We start from the raw sequence: 21,174 nt of genomic DNA, 5'->3' as shown, positions 1-21,174 counted from the left end.
TTGATATCGCTATTTTTCGCGCTAAGGTGTTGGCAGATTTTCAGCAAAGGAAGCCATCATGGCGAAAGCGGCGCGAGCAACCATCAGCGACGTGGCGAAAGCCGCGAAGACCGGTAAAACCAGCATTTCACGCTATCTCAACGGCGAAAAACATCTGCTATCCGACGATCTACTGGCGCGGATTGAAAAAGCGATTGCCGAGCTCAACTACCGTCCCAGCCTGATGGCCCGTGGCCTGAAACATGGCCGTACCCGCCTGATTGGCCTGATCATCGCCGATATCACTAACCCTTACTCCGTGAACGTGTTAAGCGGGATCGAAGCCGCCTGCCGCGAAAAAGGCTTCACCTTGCTGGTATGTAATACCAACAACGAAATCGATCAGGAGCTCCACTATCTCGACCTCTTACGCAGCTATCAGGTTGAAGGGATTGTGGTTAATGCGGTCGGCATGCGCGAAGAAGGCCTCAACCGTCTGCAGCAATCCGCGCTGCCGATGGTGCTTATCGACCGTAAAATCCCCGATTTCGCCTGTGATGTCGTGGGGCTGGATAACACCCAGGCCGCCACCACCGCCACCGAGCATCTGGTAGAAAAGGGTTTTGAAGCGCTGCTGTTTTTAAGCGAGCCGATTGGCTCCGTTAACACCCGCCGCGAACGTCTGGACGCCTTTCGCGCCACCCTACAGCGCTATACTGGCGTAGTGGCGGAAAACGCCGAGGTGCCGCTCAACGACGGCGCTATGATGGATAACGTCCTGCGCCAGTTCCACGCCCGCCACCGCGGAATGCGCAAAGCGGTGATTTCCGCCAACGGCGCCCTGACGTTACAGGTAGCCCGCTCGCTGAAGCGCGTTGACCTCATCTGGGGCAGCGATATCGGCCTGCTGGGCTTCGATGAGCTGGAATGGGCGGAGCTGGCCGGCGTCGGCATCACCACCCTCAAACAACCAACCTGGCAGATTGGCTATGCCGCAGTCGAACAGGTCGTCAGACGTATCGAAGGCGGCAGCGACCCCATCTGCGAGCGGGTGTTCTCCGGCGAGCTCATTGTGCGGGGATCAACTTCTCGTTAACGATTCATCGTGATGACGATCATAAATTAAACATCCTGGCCTTTTCTTTGGAACCGGTACCATCTAGCGTAATAGGGAGTTAAGCCCCACCACGCCAGGAGTTTGTTCAATGGCCAGAAAAATCATTGTCGTCACCGCCGCTTATGGCAACGACCACGTTAAAGCGCTTGGCGGGCAGTCCGCCGTATTACCCTTTATCGCCGGTTCCGGCGCCGATGGCGTGGAAATTCGCCGCGAGCTGTTCAGCGCGGCGGAACTGAAGCAGTTGCCGACGCTGGCGGCCGACATTGAAAAACGGGGCCTGCTGGCCTGCTACTCCGCGCCGCAGGCGCTGTTCGCCGACAATGGCGAGCTCAATCCTAATCTCCCGTCATTACTTGAGGAAGCGCAAGCCCTCAACGCCCTGTGGCTGAAGCTCTCCCTCGGTCATTTCATCCATAATCAACAGCTGGAGACGCTGCGCGATATTCTGAGCGACAGCGGCATGGCTCTGGTGGTCGAAAATGACCAGACCGATTGCGGCCAACTGGCGCCGATGCAGCGTTTCAAAGCCGCCTGCCGGGTCCATCAGATGCCGGTGACGCTGACTTTCGACATGGGGAACTGGCTGTGGGTTGGCGATTCGCCGGAAGAAGCCGCACGCCATCTGGCCCCCGCAGTCAGCTATATTCATGTGAAGGCGGCGGAGCCTCATCATGAGAAGTATCGCGCCGTCCCACCGGACCAGGCGGACGCACGCTGGCTGGCGCTGCTCGATAACCTGCCCGCCGACGCGCCGCGCGGTATTGAATTCCCGCTGGTCGGCGACGACCTGACCGCCGTCACCCGCCATTACGTTGATCTGTTACGCGAGGATTAAGCCATGGAAAACTTAGATGTCATTACCATTGGCGAAGCCATGGCGATGTTTGTCGCCACCGAAACCGGCGAACTGGCGGAAGTTGAACGCTTTATCAAACGCGTGGCCGGCGCTGAACTGAACGTGGCGACCGGACTGGCGCGACTGGGGCTGAAGGTGGGCTGGGTGAGCCGCGTCGGCAACGATAGTTTTGGCCGTTTCGTGCTGAATTCACTGGCCAAAGAAGGTATCGACGCGCGCGGCGTAGCCGTTGACGAGCGCTACGCTACCGGCTTCCAGATGAAATCTAAAGTCGAAAATGGAACCGATCCCATCGTGGAATATTTCCGTAAAGGATCGGCTGCCAGCCATCTGTCGACGGAAGATTTCCGCGCCGATTACTTCACCAGCGCCCGCCATTTGCACTTAAGCGGCGTCGCCGCCGCGCTGTCCGACAGCTCGTATGCATTGCTGGAACATGCTGCCAACGTAATGAAAGCCGAAGGGAAAACCCTCTCTTTTGACCCAAACCTGCGCCCGGTACTGTGGAAAAGCGAAGCCGAGATGGTGGAGAAACTGAACCGCCTCGCCTTCCAGGCTGATTGGGTTTTGCCAGGCTTAAAAGAGGGTGTGATTCTTACCGGCCAGCAGACGCCGGAAGGTATCGCTGATTTCTATCTGTCGCGCGGCGTTAAGGCGGTGGTGATTAAAACCGGCTGCGACGGCGCCTGGTTCAAGACCGCTGACGGCGAACAGGGCGCCATCGCCGCGATTAAAGTCGATAACGTGGTGGACACCGTCGGCGCGGGCGATGGCTTTGCCGTCGGCGTGATCAGCGCGCTGCTGGAAGGCAAAACGCTGACGCAAGCCGTGAACCGCGGTAACAAAATTGGCTCGCTGGCCATTCAGGTCCAGGGCGATAGCGAAGGGCTGCCCACCCGCGAAGCGCTGGGCGAATAATCTTTTCACCTAAAACAGCCGTCCTGTACCCTACATGCAGTGCGGCACAGCAGCGCCCGTCCCGGCGGGCGTATGTCACCTCATTGACAGAGGCAAGCCTATGAACAGTTCAACAAATGCAGCAAAACGTTGGTGGTACATCATGCCTATCGTGTTTATCACGTATAGCCTGGCGTACCTTGACCGCGCCAACTTCAGCTTTGCATCGGCCGCGGGCATTACCGAAGACCTTGGCATCACTAAAGGCATCTCATCGCTGCTGGGCGCCCTTTTCTTCCTTGGATACTTCTTCTTCCAAATCCCCGGAGCGATTTACGCCGAACGCCGCAGCGTGCGTAAACTTATCTTTATCTGCCTGATCCTGTGGGGCGGCTGCGCCTCGCTGACCGGCGTAGTGCATAACATCCCGGCGCTGGCGGCCATCCGCTTTATTCTTGGCGTGGTGGAAGCGGCGGTCATGCCGGCGATGCTGATTTACATCAGTAACTGGTTCACCAAATCAGAGCGTTCGCGCGCCAACACCTTCCTGATCCTCGGCAACCCGGTCACCGTACTGTGGATGTCGGTCGTATCGGGTTATCTGATCCAGGCCTTCGGCTGGCGTGAAATGTTTATCTTTGAAGGGATCCCTGCAGTAATTTGGGCCTTCTGCTGGTGGGTACTGGTGAAAGACAAACCGTCGCAGGTGAACTGGCTGGCGGAAAGTGAAAAAGCGGCGCTGCAGGAACAGCTGGAGCGCGAGCAGCAGGGTATCAAAGCGGTGCGTAACTATGGCGAAGCCTTCCGTTCACGCAACGTGGTGCTGCTGTGTATGCAATATTTCGCCTGGAGCATCGGCGTGTACGGTTTCGTACTGTGGCTGCCGTCAATCATCCGCAGCGGCGGCGAAAACATGGGGATGGTCGAGGTAGGCTGGCTCTCTTCAGTACCCTATCTGGCGGCAACGATTGCGATGATCGCCGTCTCCTGGGCTTCCGATAAGATGCAGAACCGTAAGCTGTTTGTCTGGCCGCTGCTGCTCATTGGCGGGCTGGCGTTCATCGGCTCGTGGGCCGTCGGCGCCAACCATTTCTGGGTCTCTTATACCCTGCTGGTGATCGCCGGCGCGGCCATGTACGCCCCGTACGGCCCGTTCTTTGCGATTATCCCGGAGATGCTGCCGCGCAACGTCGCCGGCGGCGCGATGGCGCTGATCAACAGTATGGGAGCGCTGGGTTCCTTCTTTGGCTCGTGGTTCGTCGGCTATCTCAACGGCGCAACCGGCAGCCCGTCCGCCTCGTACATTTTCATGGGTGTGGCGCTTTTCGCCTCGGTATGGCTTACTTTAATTGTTAAGCCTGCTAAGAATCAAAAACTTCCGCTTGGCGCTCATCACGCCTGAACTACTTACGCTACGGAGATTCGCATGAAGCCGTCTGTCATTCTCTATAAAACGCTTCCCGACGACCTGTTACATCGTCTGGAGGAACATTTTTCCGTCACCCAGGTGAAAAACCTGCGTCCGGAAACCGTTTCACAGCACGCGGAGGCTTTCGCCCAGGCGGAAGGTTTACTGGGTTCGAGTGAAAAGGTTAACGCCGCGTTACTGGAGAAAATGCCGAAGCTGCGTGCGACCTCTACCGTGTCTGTCGGCTACGACAATTTTGATGTCGATGCGTTGAACGCGCGCAAGATTTTGCTGATGCATACGCCGACCGTGCTGACCGAAACCGTCGCCGATACGGTGATGGCGCTGGTGCTGAGCACCGCGCGTCGGGTGGTTGAGGTCGCTGAACGCGTGAAAGCGGGCGAATGGACCAAAAGCATCGGGCCGGACTGGTTCGGCTGCGATGTACACCATAAAACCTTAGGCATCGTCGGCATGGGCCGCATTGGCATGGCGCTGGCGCAGCGCGCCCACTTCGGTTTCGGCATGCCGATTCTGTATAACGCGCGCCGTCAGCATCCGCAGGCGGAAGAGCGCTTTAACGCCCGCTACTGCGATCTGGATACCCTGTTACAGGAAGCGGATTTCGTCTGCCTGATCCTGCCGCTGAGCGAAGAGACCCACCACCTGTTCGGCGCAGCGCAGTTTGCCAAAATGAAATCTTCCGCCATCTTCATTAACGCCGGGCGCGGTCCGGTGGTTGACGAGCAGGCGCTGATTGCGGCGCTGCAGGCCGGTGAGATCCACGCCGCCGGTCTTGATGTCTTTGAACATGAACCACTGGCAAAAGATTCGCCATTACTGAAACTGTCGAACGTGGTCGCGCTGCCGCACATTGGTTCCGCTACCCACGAGACGCGTTATAACATGGCGGCCTGCGCGGTAGACAATCTGATTGACGCGTTGAACGGCAAGGTAGAGAAGAACTGTGTGAACCCGCAGGTGAAGTAAGCGAGAAAAGCAGAAGACCGGCCGGCGGCGCTTACGCCGTCAGCCGGGAGAACAGCGATATACCGATTAACGCGTGGCGTTAACCGCCGCCGTCCAGGCCTGATTAAAGGCCTGATGCTGTGCGGCCAGCGGGGCGATCAGCGCATTGTACTGGCTCGCCTGCTGTGACGTCGGGAACTGAATACCGTTGGCCACGAAGCTCACCTGCGTCCCCTGCTGAGCGACAAAATCACCCACCTGGACCAGCTGCTGAGTAAAGATCTGCGCGGCCGGGATCAGCGGCTGCAGCGCATTCGCCGGCGCCGTCACGACTTTATTAAACACCTGGTCATAAACCGGCTTAAGGTCATCAGCCTGCTTCAGCGCGCCATGCGCGGCATCGGCCTGCATTTTGGCGTTTTCCAGCTGCTGGCTCAGCACGCCCAGCGCGCCGTTAGCCTGACGCAGCGGTTCACGCTGAGTGGTATAATCCTGCGCCACGCGAATGGCGTTAACGCTATCAACCACCGGGCGCAGACCTGCATCCATCGCCTGGCTGACCTGCTGTGAATAAGCGTAAATCACCGCATAATCGGAAACGAAGGGGCCGAACTGTTTTTTCTGATCGGCGGTAAGCGTTGGCAGACGTTCGCCGCTACGCATCGCCGTATTCTGCAGGAAGTCGATGAACGCTTTGCGCTGATCGCCTTCTTTATCAAAACACCCACTCAGGCTAACCACCATTAATATGGCCGCAACGGCCGCAAACCAGCGAGAGCAGGACTTTCCTGTCGCCATTTTTTTACTCCTTCAGCCAAAAAAAGCGCAAACAGGCACACGCGTGCCAGACGCTGACAAGGATAGTCCAGGACGGGCTTGCAGGATACCCTTTCCTGATAATCTTACCGTGGAAAATGCCCTTTTTTGCCACCCCGGCGCCAGCCATGTCCGCTGTTAAGTTCATCACATTTAACGCGATAACTTAACCGGCAAAAATAGTAAATATCTTTTTGATTTAATTAAAATTAATAAAATCATCGGTGAATGAATTGGGCAAAGCGGACGATAATCGCACGCTTCCTGACGGCGGCACATTGTCTACAGGCAGGTTCAATGGTTTGATTAATGAGCGATTAACGGCGTTATGTTCGATTATCGCACAGCCAACATCAATGATAGCGAGGGAGACTATAACAATACCTCTGTCCCCCGCTCAGCCTGCCAGGAATGCCGTATGAAGAAAACAACCATCGATATTCAGGCTTTTATCAACGAACATCCATTCACTAAGTACCAATGGATGATTCTCGCCTTATGTTTTATTACCGTCGCGATGGACGGATTTGATACCGCGATTATCGGATTTATTGCTTCAGACCTGGTACAGGAATGGGGCGTTGAGAAATCCGCGCTGGGCCCGGTAATGAGCGCCGCTCTGGTCGGGCTCGCCGTCGGCGCGCTGACGGCCGGGCCGCTCGCCGACCGTATTGGCCGCAAGAAAGTGCTGATTATGTCGATCCTGGTGTTCGGCGGCTTTAGTTTGTTAACCGCGTTTGCCAGCAGCCTGAACCAACTGACATTATTACGCTTCCTCACCGGTCTGGGCTTAGGCGCGGCAATGCCGAATGCCGCGACGCTAATGAGCGAATATGCTCCGGAACGCCGCCGCGCGCTGATGGTAAACCTGATGTTCGTCGGCTTCCCGATGGGATCGTCGCTCGGGGGCTTCCTGTCAGCCTGGATGATCCCGCACTATGGCTGGCAAAGCGTGTTAGTGCTTGGCGGCGTGATGCCGCTGCTGCTGGCCGTGGCGTTAATGTTCCTGCTGCCGGAATCCGCCCGCTATATGGTCGTGAAACGGCAGCCGGCACAACGCATCGCCGCCATCCTGAAGCGTATCGCGCCGCTGCCGGATGCGGTTGAATTTGAGCTACGTGAAGCAGGCCAGGTGAAGGAAAAGTCGGCCATTGGCGTGATTTTCTCCCCGCGCTACGCCGTGGGCACCGTGATGCTGTGCCTGACCTATTTTATGGGATTATTGATTTTCTATCTGCTGACCAGCTGGCTACCGCTGCTGATCCGCGAAACCGGCGCCTCGATGAGCCAGGCTTCTATCATCACCGCGCTGTTCCCGCTCGGCGGCGGGATTGGCGTACTGATACTCGGCGCGCTAATGGACAAGATCAACCCTAACAAGGTGGTTGCCGTCGGCTGGCTGCTCACCGGCGTCTTTGTTTGCCTGGTCGGTTTCTCAACCAGCAATCTGCTGCTGATGGGAGTGATGGTGTTCATCGCCGGCAGCATTATGAACGGCGCGCAATCATCAATGCCGGCGCTGGCTGCCGGGTTCTATCCAACCCAGGGCCGTGCCACCGGCGTTGCCTGGATGCTCGGTATCGGCCGCTTCGGCGGGATCCTCGGCGCCTTCAGCGGCGCTTTCCTGATGCAGGCGCAATTGTCGTTTGAAACTATCTTCACGATGCTGGCGATCCCGGCGTTTTTATCCGCTATCGCTCTGCTGGTGAAATACAAAATGAGCCAGCGCCAGCCAACCGTCAGCGAAAATGACAGCAAGAATTTACAAAAAGCCTAATCAATCCAGCCAGCGCTCTGCGCTGGCTTTTTCTTGCCGCAAACCATCATTTACATAAATTTTCTAAAGCCGCTGTCGATGTTAGGAATCATCATCTTAGCTTTTACGCACGCCGCTTTTCCGGGTGATTAACGAAACCACGCCAACAAATAATCACTGCGGTTATTATTTTCCTTACTTTTGCGACTATTCTTAAATGGCTCGATGTATTTTCCTCTCCGCAGTGAGACAGAATAGGAGCTCTCAATGGAATATAAAGATCCCGTATTTGATTTGTTGAGTAACCTGGAACAAATTGTTTTTAAAGATCAGCCGCAAACGGCCACGCTTGCCCGTACCCCAAGCGTTTTTAATGAATTTGAACGGCTGCGTAAAGGCACAGGGCTTAAGACCGATGATTTCGCCAATGCCATGGGCGTCAGCGTCGCAATGGTCGAAGAGTGGGAGTCGCGACGGGTAAAACCGTCATCCACGGAACTCAAACTGATGCGCCTGATGATGGCCAATCCGCAGCTCTCAAGGCAGCTAATAGATTGAAAAACTGGTTTACTATCTTCTTTTGGTAACGGTCCTGATGCAGGGCCGTTTTATATCCTGATGAAAAAAAGTTTGCTATCCGACTGAGAACATGCGTTAATGCTCGCAGGTTTGATGTACAGACCACAGAGCAGTCGAATAGAGCAGTCCTTCAAAGGTTATCCATTAGATATCCCCGTAGTGAACTTTCCCTTTATCGCTTTAAATCTGTAGTCCAGACCACTACGCCGCAAGGCTCACTAATTTTTTTAAAGGTAATTCACTATGTCCGGTAAAATGACTGGTATCGTAAAATGGTTCAACGCTGACAAAGGCTTCGGCTTCATCACTCCTGACGATGGCTCTAAAGACGTGTTCGTACACTTCTCTGCTATCCAGAACGATGGCTACAAATCCCTGGACGAAGGTCAGAAAGTTTCCTTCACCATCGAAAGCGGCGCTAAAGGCCCGGCAGCTGGCAACGTAACTTCTCTGTAAGTTCAAGCCGCTAAGAATAATAAATCCCTGCCTTATGGCGGGGATTTTTTTTATCTATTATTCCGGCGCCACAATCTCACTGATAAACAGTCGCAAGGACAATCCAGATCCGGCAGATTATCCGGCACCAGGTGGGAACAGCACTTACCGTCGCAGCCAGTGACAACATCACAACCATCGCAAGCATCGCGCTTTCTTCCCGGTTTACGTCTTTTTTTACCCGCTGGGTTAGCCGCGAGTTTTTGTTGCTGTAGGGTTTCCGCAGCCACCCGACAGTCGGCGAATCGCTGACGAATTTCTCGCCAACCGTCAACGACGCCTTTGTTATGAATAATGTCTTTTACCGCACCTGAACAACCCTGCGTATGATGTAAAACGCTATAGGCGCAGCGGTAGCCCTTACGGGGAGAGACAATCCGTTGATAGAAAACAATTAATTTTAAAATTAGGTTGTCCATATATACCTAAAATGTACTGGCTATCAGTCATCATATCCCTCCCGATCGACCGACAGGTATAAATGAATTCCCAAAAACGACCACTTTTAAATGACAGTGAAATGCCAGCCCGTATCCCGCCACTCCAGGCAATGGGTCAATTTCAGGCCTTGTAAAAATGCCTCGTCATGCGATACCACCAGTATCGCGCCGGGAAACGCCGCCAGCGCGCTTTCAATTGCCTGGGTCGAAGCCAGATCGAGGTGATTGGTCGGCTCATCCAGTAGCAGAAGTTGTGTTGAGTCCCGCCGCCAGAGCGCGCAGGCAAGCGCCGCTTTCAGTCGCTCGCCGCCGCTTAACGCCGCCAGCGGAAGGCTGACCTTGTCAGCCCCCAGCTGGAGCTGCGCCAGACGGCTACGCAGCATTCCTTCATCCAGCGGAGTGTTTCCTAAGTTCAGGTGCTCCATTGCCGATAGTGATAAATCCAGCTGCGACAGATGCTGATCGAGATACGCCGCGCTCACCGACAGCCGAACATCGCCAGAGGTTGCCTGCTCCAGCCCCATCAGGGTTTTCAACAATGTTGTTTTGCCACAGCCGTTTGGCCCCTTTAGCGCGATGCGCATCGGGCCATCTACCCGCCAGTCGAGCGGCGCGGTGGATGAGTGAGCTAACTGCAGTGATTCCAGCACCAGTACCTGCTTGCCGGCGGCCACTTCACTGCCCGGTAGCGTGAACATCACCGGACTATCTTCTTCTACCCGCTCCCACGCCTGCTGCACGGCGGCATTCAGGCTGCTGTTCTGTTCACGATGCTGACGGCGCAGCGTGCCCGGGCGCTCTTTTGCGGCACCCTTGTACTTCACACGTTCGAAAGAGGCGATATTCAGCGAATCGACGGTACGCAGCGTCTGCGCCGATCGCCGCTGGGCCGCATCATGCTCCTTTTGCATCCGCGCCCGGGTGCGCCGCCGTTCGATAGCGGCATGCTCCAGCGCCGCTCGGGCGGCCTGTTGCTCCGCTTCGCGCTGCTGCTGATATGCGGCATAATTACCGCCGTAGCTGCGCAGCGCCGCCGGCGTTAGCTCAATAATCTTCGACATCCGAGCCAGTAATTCACGGTCGTGGCTGGCGATTAATGCCCCGCCCCGCCAGATTTCCAGCTGCTGATACAGCCACTCCCTGCCCTGACGATCGAGATGATTCGTGGGTTCATCCAGCAACAGATAGTCCGCGCCGGAAACAAATGCGCCGCACAGCAGCGCCTTCATCCGTTCGCCGCCGCTGAGCGAAAAAGCGGGACGATCGGCGGAGAATGCCGGGAGATCGGCATCGCGAAAGGCTGAACTCAGGCGATCGGGCAGATCCCAACGACCATCTAACAGTTCGAAGTCATCTGCCAGTCCTTTCCCCTGTTCAAGACGGGACAAAGCGTCAAATAGCGGTGCATAACCCAGTAGCGAGGCAATGGTGGTCCCGGCCGTGAGGGTCGGCTGCTGCGCCACCCAGGCAACCGTAGCCGACCGTTCGATATGTCCGCCGGAAGGAGAATCGAGGCCCGCCAGCAGACGCAACAGGCGTGTCTTGCCAACGCCGTTGCGTCCAACAAGGCCGCAAAGCAACGGTTCCAGCGATAAATTCAGCGGGCCAAAAAGCGTCTGCCCCGTCGCGAACTGACAGGTGACCTGATGTAAAACAAATGAGGGGGTGTGGGCGCAATGAGCCATAAGCACTCCTGAATGAAATCAATACTCCCCTACCCGCAGCGTCTGCAAGGTAAGGCGTGAAATTCATCAGTCGTGTTTGTTCATTTGTCGTGCGCGCTCCAGTGAGACGAGGGATTCGTCGGGACATAGGATAGCCAGGCCTGAACCTGGATTTCAAGATTATTTTTTCACCATCGCGATAAGGCAAAAAAAAGCCTGCCGGATGGCAGGCTTTTGACCTTTCTCGAGATAGTTACTGCAGCAGCGAAATATCCGCAACCTGCAGGAACAGCTCGCGCAGTTTGGACAGCAGCGTCAGACGGTTGATGCGGACATCTTTGTCTTCGGCGTTAACCATCACATTTTCGAAGAACTCATCAACCGGCTCGCGCAGCGCAGCCAGCTCAATCAGCGCATCCTGATAACGGCCTTCGGCGAAGTATGGCTGCAGCTTATCACGCAGCACCACCAGATTACCGGCCAGCTTGATTTCCGCCGCTTCTTTCAGCACCGAGGCATGAACGATATCGTTCAGGGTCTCGTCGGATTTCGCCAGGATGTTGGATACGCGCTTGTTTGCCGCCGCGAGGGCGGAGGACTCTTCCAGCGTACGGAAGTGCGATACGGCCTTCATGCGCGCATCGAAATCCGCCGGGCGAGTCGGACGACGCGCCAGTACCGCCTGAATAGTGTCAACGCCGTAGCCTTCGTCCTGATACCAGGCGCGGAAGCGTCCCAGCATGAAGTCGATGACGTCATCAACGACGTTGGCGTTAGTGAGTTTCTCGCCGTACAGACGCACCGCTTCTTCGGTCAGCGTTTGCAGATCGAGATTCAGGTTCTTCTCAACGATGATACGCAGCACGCCCAGCGCGGCACGACGCAGCGCAAACGGGTCTTTATCGCCTTTCGGATGCTGGCCGATACCGAAAATACCCGCCAGGGTGTCCATCTTGTCGGCAATAGCCACCGCGCAGGCAACCGGGTTAGACGGCAGCGCATCGCCGGCAAAACGCGGCTGATACTGCTCGTTCAGCGCCACTGCGACGTCTTCCGCTTCGCCGTCATGACGCGCGTAGTGCATCCCCATCACGCCCTGCGTGTCGGTGAACTCGAAGACCATATTGGTCATCAGGTCACACTTGGACAGCAGACCCGCGCGGGTCGCATGGTTAACGTCAGCGCCGATTTGCTCGGCAATCCAGCCCGCCAGCGCCTGAATGCGATCGGTCTTGTCGCGCAGGGTTCCCAGCTGCTGTTGGAACAGCACGGTTTCCAGACGCGGCAGGTTATCTTCCAGACGTTTTTTACGGTCGGTATTGAAGAAGAACTCGGCATCCGCCAGACGCGGACGAACGACCTTCTCGTTACCGGAGATGATCTGCTGCGGATCTTTGGACTCGATATTCGCCACGAAGATGAAGTTCGGCAGCAGTTTGCCGTCGTTAGCATAGACCGGGAAGTACTTCTGGTCGCCCTTCATGGTGTAAACCAGCGCTTCGGATGGCACCGCGAGGAATTTCTCTTCAAACTTCGCCGTCAGCACTACCGGCCACTCGACCAGAGAGGTCACTTCTTCCAGCAGGCTTTCGCTCAGGTCAGCGTTACCGCCAATCTTACGCGCCGCCGCTTCAGCGTCCGCTTTGATTTTGGCTTTACGCTCGGCGTAGTCCGCCATCACTTTACCGCGCTCCAGCAGAATCTGCGGATACTGATCGGCATTGTCGATGGTGAATTCCGGCTCGCCCATAAAGCGATGTCCGCGGATGATACGGTCGGAAGCGATGCCCAGAATGGTCGCCGGAATAACCTGATCGCCCAACAGCAGGGTCACGGTGTGTACCGGACGCACGAAGTGAACGTCAGAAGCGCCCCAGCGCATCAGTTTCGGGATCGGCAGCTTCGCCAGCGAGGTTGCAACCATGTTCGGCAGCAGAGTCTGCGCGCTTTCACCTTTAACGTGGGCGCGATACAACAGCCATTCGCCTTTATCGGTGGTCAGACGTTCAGCCTGATCGACGGTGATTCCACAGCCGCGCGCCCAGCCTTCGGCCGCTTTGCTTGGTTTACCTTCCGCGTCAAACGCCTGGGCAATGGCCGGGCCGCGTTTTTCGACTTCGCGATCCGGCTGCGAGGCGGCCAGATTCGCCACTTTCAGCGCCAGGCGGCGCGGCGCGGCAAACCATTCGACGGCGCCGTGCGCAAGGCCAGCGTTGTCCAGTTCCGCAGTAAAGTTGGCAGCGAAGGATTCAGCCAGGCTGCGCAGTGCTTTTGGTGGCAGCTCTTCGGTGCCGATCTCCACCAGGAAAGTTTTCTCAGACATGGCCGCCTCTTATTTGTCTTTGTTGCACATCGGGAAGCCCAGGGCCTCACGGGAAGCATAGTAAGCTTCTGCCACTGCTTTGGTCAGGGTGCGGATGCGCAGAATATAGCGCTGACGCTCGGTGACGGAGATGGCTTTTCGCGCATCCAGCAGGTTAAAGCTATGGGCGGCTTTGAGAATACGTTCGTAGGCAGGAAGCGGCAGCGGGTTTTCCAGCGCCAGCAGTTGCTGCGCTTCTTTCTCGTACTGCTCGAAGCAGGTGAACAGGAAGTCTACGTCCGCATATTCAAAGTTATAGGTGGATTGTTCCACTTCGTTCTGGTGGAACACGTCGCCGTAGGTGGTTTTGCCCAGCGGGCCATCGCTCCAGACCAGATCGTAGACGCTGTCCACGCCCTGGATGTACATCGCCAGACGCTCCAGGCCGTAAGTGATTTCACCGGTAACCGGTTTACATTCCAGGCCGCCAACCTGCTGGAAGTAAGTGAACTGCGTCACTTCCATACCGTTCAGCCACACTTCCCAACCCAGCCCCCAGGCGCCCAGCGTCGGGTTTTCCCAGTTATCTTCAACGAAGCGGATGTCGTGAATGGTCGGATCCATACCCAACTCTTTCAGAGATCCGAGGTACAATTCCTGAATGTTGTCCGGAGACGGCTTAATCACCACCTGGAACTGGTAATAGTGCTGTAAGCGGTTCGGGTTTTCGCCATAGCGACCGTCGGTCGGGCGACGAGAAGGCTGCACGTAGGCGGTCGCCATCGGCTCTGGCCCCAACGCGCGTAAGCAGGTCATCGGGTGGGAGGTGCCGGCGCCAACTTCCATGTCCAGTGGTTGAACAATGGTGCAGCCCTGACGAGCCCAGTAATCCTGTAAGGTCAGGATCAGGCCCTGGAAGGTCCTGGTATCAAACTTTTGCATATTATTTCGTGCTGGATACGTGTGGATTTAAAGGAAGGGATCAGTATACCCGCTGGCTGCGAGATATACAGTATGAAACGCCTTTGTTTAGCGAAATTTGAGCAAAGCGGCACCATCATGCGGCGTTCAAGCCGCATTTAGCGCATAGAAAGATGCAAAAACTGGCCGTCTGGATCAAAAGAACAGATAAAACGTTCATTCCTCGAAGTCAGGCCGGAAAGCTCATAGCTCGCCTGGAACTGCTCGAAATGATTGACGTCGACGCGACGGGTGTCTGTGCTATAACGTAACGCCGCCTGATCCTTGCATAGTTTTTCCATATTCAGCGTCGTTTGCGGCGTGATACGTGCCTTTTGCGCTTTTTGGACAGGTTGAGCAGGTGTCTGGCTGCAGCCGACCAGCAGCAGCGCCACCAGGACTGATACGAAATATTTCATCACTATTTTTCTCAACCGCCTTGTTAGCCAATTGTTATCGTGCAGACCATGTAAACCCAGACAAACATTTTGCGAATCTCACTGATGCTCTACAAGAGTGTGGCGATAAACTCAGAATATTCCATTGTGATGACGACAAACTACGGGAGTCAGACTCTTTTTACGCAGGAGCCATGAGGTACAGATGCAGGAAAAAATAAGCTGGATTACCAACTTGCGCGGCATAGCATGTCTGATGGTCGTGATGATTCACAGCACCACCTGGTATATTACCCATCCGCATAGCATCAGCCTGTTTGAATGGGATATCGCTAACCTGCTTAACTCGGCATCGCGCGTCAGCGTCCCGCTTTTTTTCATGATTTCAGGTTATCTTTTTTTTGGCGAACGCAGCGCCCAGCCGCGCCATTATCTGCGCATCGTGCTGTGTATCCTGTTCTACAGCGCGCTGGCGCTGCTCTATATCACCCTGTTTACCCATATCAACGTTGGGCTGTCATTAAAAAACTTACTGCAGAAGCCGGTGTTTTATCACCTGTGGTTTTTCTTTGCCATTGTGGTGATTTATCTGCTCTCGCCGCTGATTCAGGTGAAGCAGGTCAGCGGCAAAATGCTGCTGGCGCTGATGCTGGTGATTGGCCTCATCGCCAACCCTAATACGGTAAGTATTAAAGCCGGCGGCATTGAATGGCTACCGATCAATCTTTATATCAACGGCGATACCTTTTACTACGTACTGTACGGGATACTGGGCCGGGCGATCGGCGCCATGAACACCGACAGAAGAGGATTAACCCTGCTGTGCGCGCTGCTGTTTACCGCCGCGGTGTGGGTCATTTCACGCGGCACGCTGCATGAACTGCAATGGCGCGGCGATTTCGGCGATACCTGGTATCTTTATTGCGGACCAGCAGTATTTGTCTGCGCGACCTCGTTGCTGACGCTGGGCAAAAACATCCTCAATAATCGCGAGCTCCCGGGTATTGCGTTAATTTCCAGACATTCGTTAGGCATTTATGGTTTTCACGCGCTGTTTATACACGCGCTGCGCGCAAGTGGTCTTGAGCTTAGCCGCTGGCCATTACTGGATATTGTATGGATTTTCGCCGCTGCGCTCTTGGGTAGCCTGGCGCTGTCTGTACTGGTTCAGCGAATTGACCGCCGCCGGTTAGTGAGCTAAAAAAGCGCCCGCCGTTCAACGCGGGCGCCGTCGGTTACTCTGCGGTCTCTTCGATTACTGCGTTCCCCTCGCTTAACGGCGAGCGATCCCAGGCGTCACGAATATTCTTCTGTACTGCTACCGCGCCGAACAGGCTCAAAAAGAATGCCAGGCCATAGAAGCCTTTCTCGCTTAACATCAGCGTTGCGTTCCACAATCCCACTACCAGCAGGCCTATCGCAATCACGAAGGCGATCAGGCAGGACATGTAATACATAGCGGTGGTTGGAATTTTGTCGTATTTATCACGTACCGTTTTCTGATAAGAAGCGGCGGAAAAAAGACCCAATACCAATACGGCAAAATAGTAGCCCTTTTCATTGAGCTCCATTGGCGCGTTCCACAGGCCAATCAAATACACGAGGATACCGCCCACCAGCGCAATCCATGAGATCAGGTGAAACGCGGGTGAATATGTCGTCGCTTTCATTTCCATTACTGACTACCTCTCTTCGCTGTCGACTGACAGCTTATTCCACTGAGCTATTGCGAGCTTTATCCGCGACTTTGGTGGGATAAGATATCGCTGAAGCGCCATACATACAGACAAACCATGCCATCACGTAAATGCTTTTTTCACGCCACGGCGCGGGGACAAACCAGGCGCCGACCAGCAGCAATCCCACCGATAGCAACAGCACCAGCCGGCACAGAGAGATAAAATCGTCGTCTCGCTGCGCTTCCAGCTCCGTTCGCTGATGCGTGAGCACGGCAAACATCCCCATCACCAGCACACCAAGAAAGTACCCTTTGCCGCTGAATAGCGGACACGTTCGCCAGATGCCGATTAAGTAAACCAGCGAGCCCAGCAGCATGACCAATCTTGCCGTCGTACGTTTTAATTTCATTGCGCCTCCCTGGCCATCGTAACGCTCATTATGACCGGGGAATTGCCAGTTGCGGCGGTTTCAGCGAATTGAAATCCACAATTCGGAATAAATAAATATGTGAATTAAATCAATGCAAAGTGAATCATTCAGAAAGGGAATTCGCCCCAATAAATGGGGCGAGAACATCTTATGACATCAGTGGCTTAAGCTGCTGATAGATCTGGCGGAATGTTTCACGACGCGGCGCATAACGGGCAAACCGTTGAGCATCAGGCAAGTGCGCCTGCTCCAGCGGCAGCTGCGGCAGGAGGTCAGAGAAAGCCGCACCTTGATGAACGCCCAGCTGCGCCAATCTTGCCGCGCCTAACGCCGGGCCGACATCGCCGCCGGTGCGGAAATTCAGCTGCTGCCCGCTAATATCGGCTAGCATTTGCCGCCAGTATGCGCTCCGCGCGCCGCCGCCGATAAGAGTGACGCTTTCCGGTTTCACGCCACAGGAGTGCACAACATCCATACCGTCGGCCAGCGCGTAACCCACCCCTTCAAGCACCGCCCGCGCCAGTTCGGCGGGACCATGTTGATGGGTAAGGCCGAAGAACACGCCTTTAGCCTGCGGATTGTTGTGCGGGGTACGCTCGCCGGAAAGATAGGGGAGAAACCACACCGGATCGGCATTTTCGTCCGCCCCCTGCGCCGCGGCGAGCAGCGCCGGTACGCTGCCAAGGCCGGTCAACTTCGCCGCCCAATCCAGACAAGACGCGGCGCTGAGCATCACCGACATCAGATGCCAGCGGCCCGGCAGCGCGTGGCAGAAACTATGCACCGCGCTTTCCGGTTTACTCAGAAAACCATCGCTGACGGCGAAATAGACGCCGGAGGTTCCCAGCGATAACATCGCCTGCCCGGCATCGGCCATGCCAACGCCGACAGCGCCTGCGGCGTTATCACCGCCGCCCGCAACCACCAGCGCCCGCGGCATATTCCACGCCTGGGCTACCTCAGCGCGCAGTTGGCCGGTCACCTCACAGCCTTCAAATAGCGACGGCATATTGTCGCGGCTGAGCCCGCAGGCGGCGAGCATCTCATCGCTCCAGTCACGACGCGCAACGTTCATCCACATCGTGCCGGCGGCGTCGGACATATCGCTGGCGAATTCACCGCTCATGCGTAGCCGCAGATAATCTTTCGGCAACAGGACCTTATCAACCTGTTTAAAGATATCGGTTTCATGACGCTGCACCCACAGCAGCTTCGGCGCCGTAAAACCCGGCATCATCAGGTTGCCGGTGATTTGCCGCGAAGCGCCGACTTTTTCTTCAAGCAGCATGCATTCTTCGCCGCAGCGGCCATCATTCCACAAAATCGCCGGACGCAGGACCCGCTGCTGTTTGTCGAGCAGCGTGGCGCCATGCATCTGTCCGGCAATCCCTAAAGCTTTTACCTCGCGCAGAGCGTGTTGCGCTCCCAGCGCTTGCATCGCGGTATTCGTCGCCTGCCACCACTGTTCGGGATCTTGTTCGGACCAGAGCGGATGTGGGCGCGAGACGGTCAGTTTTTCGGTATGCGTCGCCAGTACGTCGCCCTGTTCATTGAGCAGAATGGCTTTTACGCCCGAGGTCCCTAAATCAATCCCGATATACATGCAGCGTCTCCTTAACACGAACGCCACGGCAAAGCGTGGCGCAGCAAAAATGGTTACAGCCAGCGCCCGGATTTAGCGGGCGCTTTTGTCGGCATTACTTATCGAACAGGTAATGATTCACCAGGTTTTCCAGCAGTTCCTGATGCCCGCTGTGGTGCTGCGGCGCCAGGTTATGCTGAGTCGCATAGTGCGCGATGTCGGTCAGGGTCATCTGGCCTTTAAGGATCTGCTGGCCCAATTCACCGTTCCAGCCGGCGTAGCGTTTTGCCACGCGTTTATCCAGCTCGCCATCTTCAATCATGCGCGCCGCGACCTTCAGCGACAGCGCCATGGTGTCCATCGCGCCGATATGACCGTAGAACAGGTCGTATTTGTCGGTGCTCTGGCGACGAACTTTAGCATCAAAGTTCAGGCCGCCGGTGGTGAAGCCGCCCGCTTTGAGGATCTCATACATCACCAGGGCGTTCTCTTCCACGCTGTTCGGGAACTGGTCGGTATCCCAGCCAAGCTGCGCATCGCCGCGGTTAGCATCAACCGAACCGAACAGGCCCAGCGCAATAGCCGTCGCGATTTCGTGATGGAAAGAGTGGCCGGCAAGGGTGGCGTGGTTGGCTTCAATGTTCAGTTTAATCTCTTTTTCCAGACCAAACTGTTTCAGGAATCCATAAACCGTGGAGGCATCATAATCATACTGGTGCTTGGTCGGCTCCTGCGGCTTCGGCTCGATCAGCAGGGTGCCCTGGAAACCAATTTTGTGTTTGTGCTCAACCACCAGCTGCATAAAGCGGCCGATCTGCTCGCGTTCCTGACGCAGGTCGGTATTAAGCAGGGTTTCATAGCCTTCGCGACCGCCCCACAGAACATAGTTTTCACCACCCAACTTGTGGGTCGCATTCATTGCGGTGACTACCTGAGTCGCCGCCCAGCTAAAGACTTCCGGATCGGGGTTAGTCGCCGCCCCTGCGCCATAACGCGGGTTGGTAAAGCAGTTTGCCGTCCCCCACAGCAGTTTGACGCCGCTCTGCTGCTGTTTTTCCGCCAGCACGTCCACCATCTGCGCGAAGTTGTTGCTGTACTCTTTCAGCGAAGCGCCTTCCGGAGAAACGTCGACATCATGGAAGCAGTAATACGGCACATTCAACTTATGGAAAAACTCAAATGCCACTTCGGCTTTACGCTTCGCCATTTCCAGCGCTTCGCCCGGCTGCTGCCATGGTCGATCGAAGGACCCCACGCCAAACATATCCGCGCCATTCCAGCAGAAAGTGTGCCAATAGCAGGCGGCGAAACGCAGGTGGTCTTCCATGCGTTTACCCAGTACTAATTCATCCGGATTGTAGTGGCGGAAAGCCAGCGGGTTAGTCGATTTCGGGCCTTCATAACGAACGCGTTCGAGTTGATCGAAATAGGTCTGCATAGAGAACTCCATATTCAGGGGTGCGGCGAGTAACAAGTTATACGCCAATATAGAATTCCACTTTCGCCTTCCTCAATTACGTTATTTCACACCGCCATTGAGAGAATCCACAAACGTGCGCCAGCTCGCAAAAATAATTCCTCTCCGCATAATTTCTGGAATCCTATGATGGAAGAAGAATGAAATAATCTGCATACTCTTGAATAAAATACGATCGCGGTCATAAATTACAAAACAAACTAAATTTCATAATGCGAAAATAAGAACAGGTAATTGCCAGCCCTCGCTTCCCCGTTAAGAATCTGCAACGTATCTGCAACCTGAAGTTTATTCCTGTACGCCTTACCTACCCTTTGAAAAGGTATCGTTATTATGAAGATAAAGAACCTTTGCCTTACGCTCTGCGCCTCATCGCTCCTTCTCGCCAGCATGGCGGGTATGGCTAAAGAAGTTAAGATTGGGATGGCCATCGACGACCTTCGTCTGGAACGCTGGCAAAAAGATCGCGATATTTTCGTTAATAAAGCAGAATCCTTAGGCGCCAAAGTATTTGTGCAGTCCGCCAATGGCAACGAAGAAACGCAAATGTCGCAAATTGAAAATATGATCAACCGCGGCGTCGATGTTTTAGTGATTATTCCTTACAACGGCCAGGTGCTCAGCAACGTTATTAAGGAAGCAAAACAAGAGGGAATTAAAGTCCTCGCCTACGATCGCATGATTAATAATGCTGATATCGATTTTTATATTTCTTTCGATAATGAAAAAGTCGGTGAAATGCAGGCCCAAAGCCTGGTTGACAAAGTGCCGCAGGGTAATTATTTCCTGATGGGCGGCTCGCCGGTGGATAATAACGCCAAACTGTTCCGCGCCGGCCAGATGAAGGTACTCAAACCTTATGTCGATGAGGGCAAAATTAAGATCGTTGGCGATCAGTGGGTCGACGGCTGGCTGCCGGAAAATGCGTTAAAAATCATGGAAAACGCGCTGACGGCGAATAACAACAAAATTGACGCGGTAGTGGCTTCCAATGACGCGACCGCCGGCGGCGCTATCCAGGCGCTAAGCGCCCAGGGGCTGGCGGGTAAAGTCGCTATCTCCGGGCAAGACGCCGATTTGGCTGGCGTGAAACGTATTATTTCCGGCACCCAGACGATGACCGTTTATAAACCTATCACCACCCTTGCCACCAACGCTGCCGAAATCGCCGTTGAATTAGGCAACGACCAGCAACCCAAGGCCGACGCCACGTTGAATAACGGCTTAAAAGATGTCCCCTCGCGCCTGTTAACGCCAATTGAAGTCAATAAAGAGAATATTGACGCCACGGTGATTAAAGACGGTTTCCACAAAAAGAGTGAACTGTAATGGCTGACGCCCCGATACGGGGCGTCATTTTCGTCCTG

General features: G+C 55.2%; 20 protein-coding genes. 10 read left to right on the top strand and 10 right to left on the bottom strand.

Features of this window, described 5'->3' with window-relative positions:
• Positions 1–58: 58 nt before the first annotated feature.
• The 5 genes from KGA69_RS07320 (at position 59) to ghrB (ending at position 5,250) form a co-directional block, all read left to right on the top strand.
• On the top strand, positions 59–1,075 hold the full coding sequence (locus KGA69_RS07320) for a LacI family DNA-binding transcriptional regulator (RefSeq protein ID WP_045390758.1): 1,017 nt from the start codon (positions 59–61) through the stop codon (positions 1,073–1,075).
• Positions 1,076–1,184: 109 nt separating this feature from the next.
• Positions 1,185–1,934, top strand: coding sequence for a sugar phosphate isomerase/epimerase family protein (locus KGA69_RS07315; protein ID WP_063447371.1), 750 nt, complete (start codon positions 1,185–1,187; stop codon positions 1,932–1,934).
• Positions 1,935–1,937: 3 nt separating this feature from the next.
• Entirely contained in the window at positions 1,938–2,873 is a 936-nt protein-coding gene (locus KGA69_RS07310; protein WP_047047762.1) for a sugar kinase, read from the top strand.
• A gap of 100 nt (positions 2,874–2,973) precedes the next feature.
• Entirely contained in the window at positions 2,974–4,254 is a 1,281-nt protein-coding gene (locus tag KGA69_RS07305; RefSeq protein ID WP_045390750.1) for an MFS transporter, read from the top strand.
• Positions 4,255–4,278: 24 nt separating this feature from the next.
• The gene (gene ghrB, locus KGA69_RS07300) at positions 4,279–5,250 is read left to right on the top strand and encodes a glyoxylate/hydroxypyruvate reductase GhrB (RefSeq protein ID WP_213292940.1); all 972 of its coding nucleotides are present in this window, start codon (positions 4,279–4,281) and stop codon (positions 5,248–5,250) included.
• A gap of 66 nt (positions 5,251–5,316) precedes the next feature.
• On the opposite strand, the gene KGA69_RS07295 is transcribed toward ghrB, so the two are convergent.
• A complete protein-coding gene (locus KGA69_RS07295) occupies positions 5,317–6,027 on the bottom strand; it encodes a DUF3053 domain-containing protein (protein ID WP_045390744.1) in 711 nt (236 codons plus the stop codon).
• Between the two features lie 436 nt (positions 6,028–6,463).
• Between KGA69_RS07295 and KGA69_RS07290 the strand changes: the two genes are divergently transcribed.
• The 3 genes from KGA69_RS07290 (at position 6,464) to cspA (ending at position 8,836) form a co-directional block, all read left to right on the top strand.
• Positions 6,464–7,822: an MFS transporter gene (locus KGA69_RS07290; RefSeq protein WP_047067277.1), complete on the top strand. Its 1,359-nt coding sequence runs from the start codon at positions 6,464–6,466 to the stop codon at positions 7,820–7,822.
• A 246-nt stretch (positions 7,823–8,068) separates the two neighbouring features.
• On the top strand, positions 8,069–8,359 hold the full coding sequence (locus tag KGA69_RS07285; RefSeq protein ID WP_045390740.1) for an HTH-type transcriptional regulator: 291 nt from the start codon (positions 8,069–8,071) through the stop codon (positions 8,357–8,359).
• A gap of 264 nt (positions 8,360–8,623) precedes the next feature.
• The gene (cspA, locus tag KGA69_RS07280; protein WP_000014594.1) at positions 8,624–8,836 is read left to right on the top strand and encodes a transcription antiterminator/RNA stability regulator CspE; all 213 of its coding nucleotides are present in this window, start codon (positions 8,624–8,626) and stop codon (positions 8,834–8,836) included.
• A 50-nt stretch (positions 8,837–8,886) separates the two neighbouring features.
• Here cspA and yidD read toward each other — a convergent pair whose 3' ends face one another.
• The 5 genes from yidD to KGA69_RS07255 form a co-directional block, all read right to left on the bottom strand.
• Complete coding sequence (yidD, locus tag KGA69_RS07275; RefSeq protein WP_072047949.1) at positions 8,887–9,294, bottom strand: membrane protein insertion efficiency factor YidD; 408 nt, start codon at positions 9,292–9,294, stop codon at positions 8,887–8,889.
• Positions 9,295–9,380: 86 nt separating this feature from the next.
• Entirely contained in the window at positions 9,381–11,000 is a 1,620-nt protein-coding gene (locus KGA69_RS07270; protein WP_163310975.1) for an ABC-F family ATP-binding cassette domain-containing protein, read from the bottom strand.
• A gap of 232 nt (positions 11,001–11,232) precedes the next feature.
• Positions 11,233–13,302, bottom strand: a complete 2,070-nt coding sequence (glyS, locus tag KGA69_RS07265) for a glycine--tRNA ligase subunit beta (RefSeq protein ID WP_020077709.1) — start codon at positions 13,300–13,302, stop codon at positions 11,233–11,235.
• 9 nt (positions 13,303–13,311) lie between these two features.
• Positions 13,312–14,223: a glycine--tRNA ligase subunit alpha gene (gene glyQ / locus KGA69_RS07260; RefSeq protein WP_001168551.1), complete on the bottom strand. Its 912-nt coding sequence runs from the start codon at positions 14,221–14,223 to the stop codon at positions 13,312–13,314.
• Between the two features lie 137 nt (positions 14,224–14,360).
• Entirely contained in the window at positions 14,361–14,660 is a 300-nt protein-coding gene (locus tag KGA69_RS07255) for a YsaB family lipoprotein (protein ID WP_045390734.1), read from the bottom strand.
• A 184-nt stretch (positions 14,661–14,844) separates the two neighbouring features.
• Between KGA69_RS07255 and KGA69_RS07250 the strand changes: the two genes are divergently transcribed.
• A complete protein-coding gene (locus KGA69_RS07250; protein ID WP_047047740.1) occupies positions 14,845–15,840 on the top strand; it encodes an acyltransferase in 996 nt (331 codons plus the stop codon).
• A 34-nt stretch (positions 15,841–15,874) separates the two neighbouring features.
• Here KGA69_RS07250 and yiaA read toward each other — a convergent pair whose 3' ends face one another.
• From yiaA to xylA, 4 genes are all read right to left on the bottom strand, one after another.
• Positions 15,875–16,315: an inner membrane protein YiaA gene (yiaA, locus tag KGA69_RS07245; protein WP_045390728.1), complete on the bottom strand. Its 441-nt coding sequence runs from the start codon at positions 16,313–16,315 to the stop codon at positions 15,875–15,877.
• A gap of 34 nt (positions 16,316–16,349) precedes the next feature.
• Positions 16,350–16,727 carry an inner membrane protein YiaB gene (gene yiaB, locus KGA69_RS07240; RefSeq protein WP_047047737.1) on the bottom strand — a complete coding sequence of 126 codons (378 nt, stop codon included), beginning with the start codon at positions 16,725–16,727 and terminating at the stop codon, positions 16,350–16,352.
• A 169-nt stretch (positions 16,728–16,896) separates the two neighbouring features.
• Complete coding sequence (gene xylB, locus KGA69_RS07235) at positions 16,897–18,351, bottom strand: xylulokinase (protein WP_213292939.1); 1,455 nt, start codon at positions 18,349–18,351, stop codon at positions 16,897–16,899.
• A 94-nt stretch (positions 18,352–18,445) separates the two neighbouring features.
• On the bottom strand, positions 18,446–19,768 hold the full coding sequence (xylA, locus tag KGA69_RS07230) for a xylose isomerase (protein ID WP_047047733.1): 1,323 nt from the start codon (positions 19,766–19,768) through the stop codon (positions 18,446–18,448).
• A 372-nt stretch (positions 19,769–20,140) separates the two neighbouring features.
• On the opposite strand from xylA, the gene xylF reads away from it, so the two are divergent.
• Positions 20,141–21,136, top strand: coding sequence for a D-xylose ABC transporter substrate-binding protein (xylF, locus tag KGA69_RS07225; RefSeq protein WP_045390717.1), 996 nt, complete (start codon positions 20,141–20,143; stop codon positions 21,134–21,136).
• Positions 21,137–21,174 lie beyond the last annotated feature (38 nt).

The organism is Klebsiella sp. A52 (assembly GCF_018388785.1).
GTDB classification, from domain to species: Bacteria; Pseudomonadota; Gammaproteobacteria; order Enterobacterales; family Enterobacteriaceae; genus Klebsiella; species Klebsiella aerogenes.
Note: the sequence above shows the minus strand (reverse complement) of the source record. Positions and strands in the feature narration are given on the sequence as shown.

Excerpts from the sequence above, each read along its gene's own strand:
- KGA69_RS07320 (WP_045390758.1), top strand. The coding sequence starts at position 59 with ATGGCGAAAGCGGCGCGAGCAACCATCAGCGACGTGGCGAAAGCCGCG.
- KGA69_RS07315 (WP_063447371.1), top strand. The coding sequence starts at position 1,185 with ATGGCCAGAAAAATCATTGTCGTCACCGCCGCTTATGGCAACGACCAC.
- KGA69_RS07310 (WP_047047762.1), top strand. The coding sequence starts at position 1,938 with ATGGAAAACTTAGATGTCATTACCATTGGCGAAGCCATGGCGATGTTT.
- KGA69_RS07305 (WP_045390750.1), top strand. The coding sequence starts at position 2,974 with ATGAACAGTTCAACAAATGCAGCAAAACGTTGGTGGTACATCATGCCT.
- ghrB (WP_213292940.1), top strand. The coding sequence starts at position 4,279 with ATGAAGCCGTCTGTCATTCTCTATAAAACGCTTCCCGACGACCTGTTA.
- KGA69_RS07295 (WP_045390744.1), bottom strand. The coding sequence starts at position 6,027 with ATGGCGACAGGAAAGTCCTGCTCTCGCTGGTTTGCGGCCGTTGCGGCC.
- KGA69_RS07290 (WP_047067277.1), top strand. The coding sequence starts at position 6,464 with ATGAAGAAAACAACCATCGATATTCAGGCTTTTATCAACGAACATCCA.
- KGA69_RS07285 (WP_045390740.1), top strand. The coding sequence starts at position 8,069 with ATGGAATATAAAGATCCCGTATTTGATTTGTTGAGTAACCTGGAACAA.
- cspA (WP_000014594.1), top strand. The coding sequence starts at position 8,624 with ATGTCCGGTAAAATGACTGGTATCGTAAAATGGTTCAACGCTGACAAA.
- yidD (WP_072047949.1), bottom strand. The coding sequence starts at position 9,294 with ATGGACAACCTAATTTTAAAATTAATTGTTTTCTATCAACGGATTGTC.
- KGA69_RS07270 (WP_163310975.1), bottom strand. The coding sequence starts at position 11,000 with ATGGCTCATTGCGCCCACACCCCCTCATTTGTTTTACATCAGGTCACC.
- glyS (WP_020077709.1), bottom strand. The coding sequence starts at position 13,302 with ATGTCTGAGAAAACTTTCCTGGTGGAGATCGGCACCGAAGAGCTGCCA.
- glyQ (WP_001168551.1), bottom strand. The coding sequence starts at position 14,223 with ATGCAAAAGTTTGATACCAGGACCTTCCAGGGCCTGATCCTGACCTTA.
- KGA69_RS07255 (WP_045390734.1), bottom strand. The coding sequence starts at position 14,660 with ATGAAATATTTCGTATCAGTCCTGGTGGCGCTGCTGCTGGTCGGCTGC.
- KGA69_RS07250 (WP_047047740.1), top strand. The coding sequence starts at position 14,845 with ATGCAGGAAAAAATAAGCTGGATTACCAACTTGCGCGGCATAGCATGT.
- yiaA (WP_045390728.1), bottom strand. The coding sequence starts at position 16,315 with ATGGAAATGAAAGCGACGACATATTCACCCGCGTTTCACCTGATCTCA.
- yiaB (WP_047047737.1), bottom strand. The coding sequence starts at position 16,727 with ATGAAATTAAAACGTACGACGGCAAGATTGGTCATGCTGCTGGGCTCG.
- xylB (WP_213292939.1), bottom strand. The coding sequence starts at position 18,351 with ATGTATATCGGGATTGATTTAGGGACCTCGGGCGTAAAAGCCATTCTG.
- xylA (WP_047047733.1), bottom strand. The coding sequence starts at position 19,768 with ATGCAGACCTATTTCGATCAACTCGAACGCGTTCGTTATGAAGGCCCG.
- xylF (WP_045390717.1), top strand. The coding sequence starts at position 20,141 with ATGAAGATAAAGAACCTTTGCCTTACGCTCTGCGCCTCATCGCTCCTT.